A 3,059-nucleotide genomic window follows, 5' to 3' on the forward strand; every position below is an offset into this window, starting at 1 on the left:
ATTCACGAACATAAATAATTAACAATTAAGGTGTTCATGAACTCGCAAGCTCGTTTCCCAATGCCTTACGGTTATGGTTTTATCCCGTTTGTTTACCCGAAACAGGTGGGAGAGAGCGCCGGGCTTCCGCGTTCCGCTCTAATAACAGCTAATGTGAGTCGAGTGTCGTATCATGCATAAAATGACGTACCAAGCATCACTGATTTTCGTTTTTTCTTCATGATAAAAAGTTCACGTAGCTATGACTATGCTCGCTTTTTCTCATCTTGAAAAAAGCAAAAATCAGTTTCAACTTATACGTCATTTTATACATGACACGACACTGGGCCCATCCTGTCTGTCGGCTGAACAGCATCTTCATATGAGCTGCGTTAAACGCTCATAACCTGTCAGCTTACCGTTTTGGCAGGGAGCGTGTCAGTCTTGGTTTTCGCTCTTACGCCTTTACGACAGTTTCGGAATGTTCAAATGTTTTAGCCATGCTCACGCATCCATGCCCTTAATCGGTCTAAGACCCCGATGACACTCCGCCTCGCGGTTTCCTGCCACGCCTATAGGATACGAAATCCTGACGATTGGTACACTTTACCCGGGAGCTTCAACCAATAATGGTTCACCCTGTGAAAATTATATTTAACAGGGCAAGCCATACATCCGTTGTCCCGGTAGGATACTATTGGAAGAACAATAGGTTTTTATCAGAGGTGTAAGTCTCTGTAAAACAATTATATAGAGCGACTTCGTGTCGCAATAACGTTCTATGGTAAACTATCGTGCGGGTTTTCGAAGCACTTCATTATCAACCGTTACCAAAGTTAATGAAAAGTTCGAAAGTTCCAAGTCTATTCATCACCCCGCATGCAGTTTGACCATTTGTTACAAGCTGGCCGTTTTTCAGTTCATTATCTATTCTGTTTATTATTGCTGCACTGTCTCTCTGTTCGGCGTTGGAGCGGGACGGGCTGAAAAGCTCTTTGGCAAAATTTGGGTGTGGCGTTGGCATTGTGGGTTTTGCTCCCGATAATAATATCGGGATGCCTTGCAGCGAAGGAATAGTGAGCGTTTGCATTTTCAAAATAATTTATATTGGGTTATTGGTTTAGGATAAAAAGTACCAATAATCACAAAAGGATTTTTGGCTCTGTAATGATGCACTTGCGTTGTCCCTAAAAAGAAATGTAAATCTTTTGTTTTGGCAAAGTCATCAAAGTATTTCTTTCTTACGTCTTCACAAGCTTTCTTTTCATTGCCATCATATCGTCTCAGACTATTCCAATAAAGCTGTCCGGTTTCCCAATCTTCAATCATTAGTTTGCTTTCTGTTCCGGCTTCGTCCTTAAACCGATAGCTGAATTTATAAGGCAATTTTTTGACAACCTGAAAATTATTATTTCTGTCTTTTTCAAAGATATTCAGTTGTTGAAATTGTGCTAATTTATCTGCAGGCCATTCTCGCTCTTTTTCTTCCTCATAAACAAAGTCTAATACTTCTTTTGGCTTAAAAACAGCCAAAGATGTGCGAATATCCTTATTTTTTGCTTCGGCAATAAGGTCTGTGATATTGTGGTAAACGTTTTTCAACACTATTTTTCGGCGTTCTTCCCATGTATCACCATCCGGTGGAATTTTTCCAAATTTCACAATTGGTGTTTCATGAGCAACAGGACGATAACTTTCAGGTCGAAAGTCACGGGTGTTTTTTACCAAATCTACTTCTATCCAGTCATATTTGGAATATTGCTCGTTATATGCTTTCTTTCTGAACTGAATGGGATAAATACGAATCCATGACCCGTCTTCTAAAAATCCTGCGGTACAAACCAATTCCTCATATTTCTTTGAGATTGCAGGATATGTTTTAACGGTTATGAGAACTTTGGTTTTTGCCATCAAATATGTTTTAATTCATAGGAAAACCCCTTCAAACTGGAAATTGATTCTGCCAAATGCTTTCGATGGCATTGATGTATGTTTGCTTCAAAACAAGTAAGGGCAATACGTTTTTTACTTTTTAGTAACGACAGGATTTCTTCTTGTTTTACTGTTTCTTTCGAAAGGATATCTGACTTGTATATTTTAAACAGTTTGTCGTAATCCGCTTGAAAATTTAATTCCTTTCTTTTATCCGATTCAATGCCAACCTCTGGAATATGGACATAAGCAATGCCAACGCCTTCACAGGCCGTCTTCAACGGTTTTTTGCTAAAACCGTATTTCATGCTAAAAGGATTCTTTCGCACATCACATAAAACTTTAATGTCGTTAACAATTAACTTGTTTATGTATTGTTCCAGCGATATTCCTTCATAGCCGATTGTAAACAAAACCGTTGTGTTTTTAACCGGCTTTTGACTTTTTATTTTCTCAATTTCCTCGACCGTTAAAATGCTTTCTGCAATTGTACTGTTAATGGCAAAAAACGGATATTGGCGGTAAGTAAGCGCAATTAATTCATCCTTATTTAATGTACCGTATTGATTTTTAAGGTTGCGTAGAGCGGCTTTATCTTTATTATTAAGTTCTTCAAAATAATCTTTTTTATCAATCTTTCTCCAATATTTCATGGATGGCTCTACCAATTTATATTTTGCCATAGTGTTTAAATCGGCATTGGCCTGGAACGAAAAACAGCCGAATTTGTAGGGTACAAAATGGAAAGTTTTTTTCTCCTGAGCTCTTGTCAATAAAAACAATAATTTTTGCAGGCTTATTTTATCCAATTGATTATCAAAAACCTGCAATAATGACAATAATATTTTTCTGCGGTAGTACATATTGCAAAGTTACAATATTTTATGGCTTTAGCCCATCTTTTCTTTCTCCGTTTTAAACGCCTGCTTTACCACTGCCTGCATCATTTTTTCCCGATAAGCATCCCGCTTTTCTATTTTCTTTTCCAGTTCATCGCATCATGCCATCAGTTGTTTAACTTTGGAAACAATGGCTTGTTGTTCTGCAAGCGGAGGAAGCGCAGCAACAAGTTCATAGTGGATAAAACGGAGCATACCCACCCAAAAAACGGCCTAGCCAAGGTCTGAAAAACGGCCAAAAAAAGCGTT

Annotated in this window: 3 protein-coding genes; all 3 read right to left on the minus strand. The window is 38.2% G+C overall.

Features of this window, described 5'->3' with window-relative positions:
* Positions 1-799 precede the first annotated feature (799 nt).
* The 3 genes from ATH1_RS0117330 to ATH1_RS0117340 are packed head-to-tail and all read right to left on the minus strand — an operon-like array spanning position 800 to position 2,594.
* A complete protein-coding gene (locus tag ATH1_RS0117330; RefSeq protein ID WP_010424719.1) occupies positions 800-1,069 on the minus strand; it encodes a hypothetical protein in 270 nt (89 codons plus the stop codon).
* Positions 1,070-1,071: 2 nt separating this feature from the next.
* On the minus strand, positions 1,072-1,890 hold the full coding sequence (locus tag ATH1_RS0117335; protein WP_010424720.1) for a hypothetical protein: 819 nt from the start codon (positions 1,888-1,890) through the stop codon (positions 1,072-1,074).
* Positions 1,890-2,594 carry a DUF488 domain-containing protein gene (locus ATH1_RS0117340; RefSeq protein WP_245531828.1) on the minus strand — a complete coding sequence of 235 codons (705 nt, stop codon included), beginning with the start codon at positions 2,592-2,594 and terminating at the stop codon, positions 1,890-1,892. The genes ATH1_RS0117335 and ATH1_RS0117340 overlap by 1 nt, the downstream gene beginning before the upstream one ends.
* Positions 2,595-3,059 lie beyond the last annotated feature (465 nt).

It is taken from the genome of Anaerophaga thermohalophila DSM 12881 (genome assembly GCF_000191885.1).
Taxonomy (GTDB): Bacteria; Bacteroidota; Bacteroidia; order Bacteroidales; family Marinilabiliaceae; genus Anaerophaga; species Anaerophaga thermohalophila.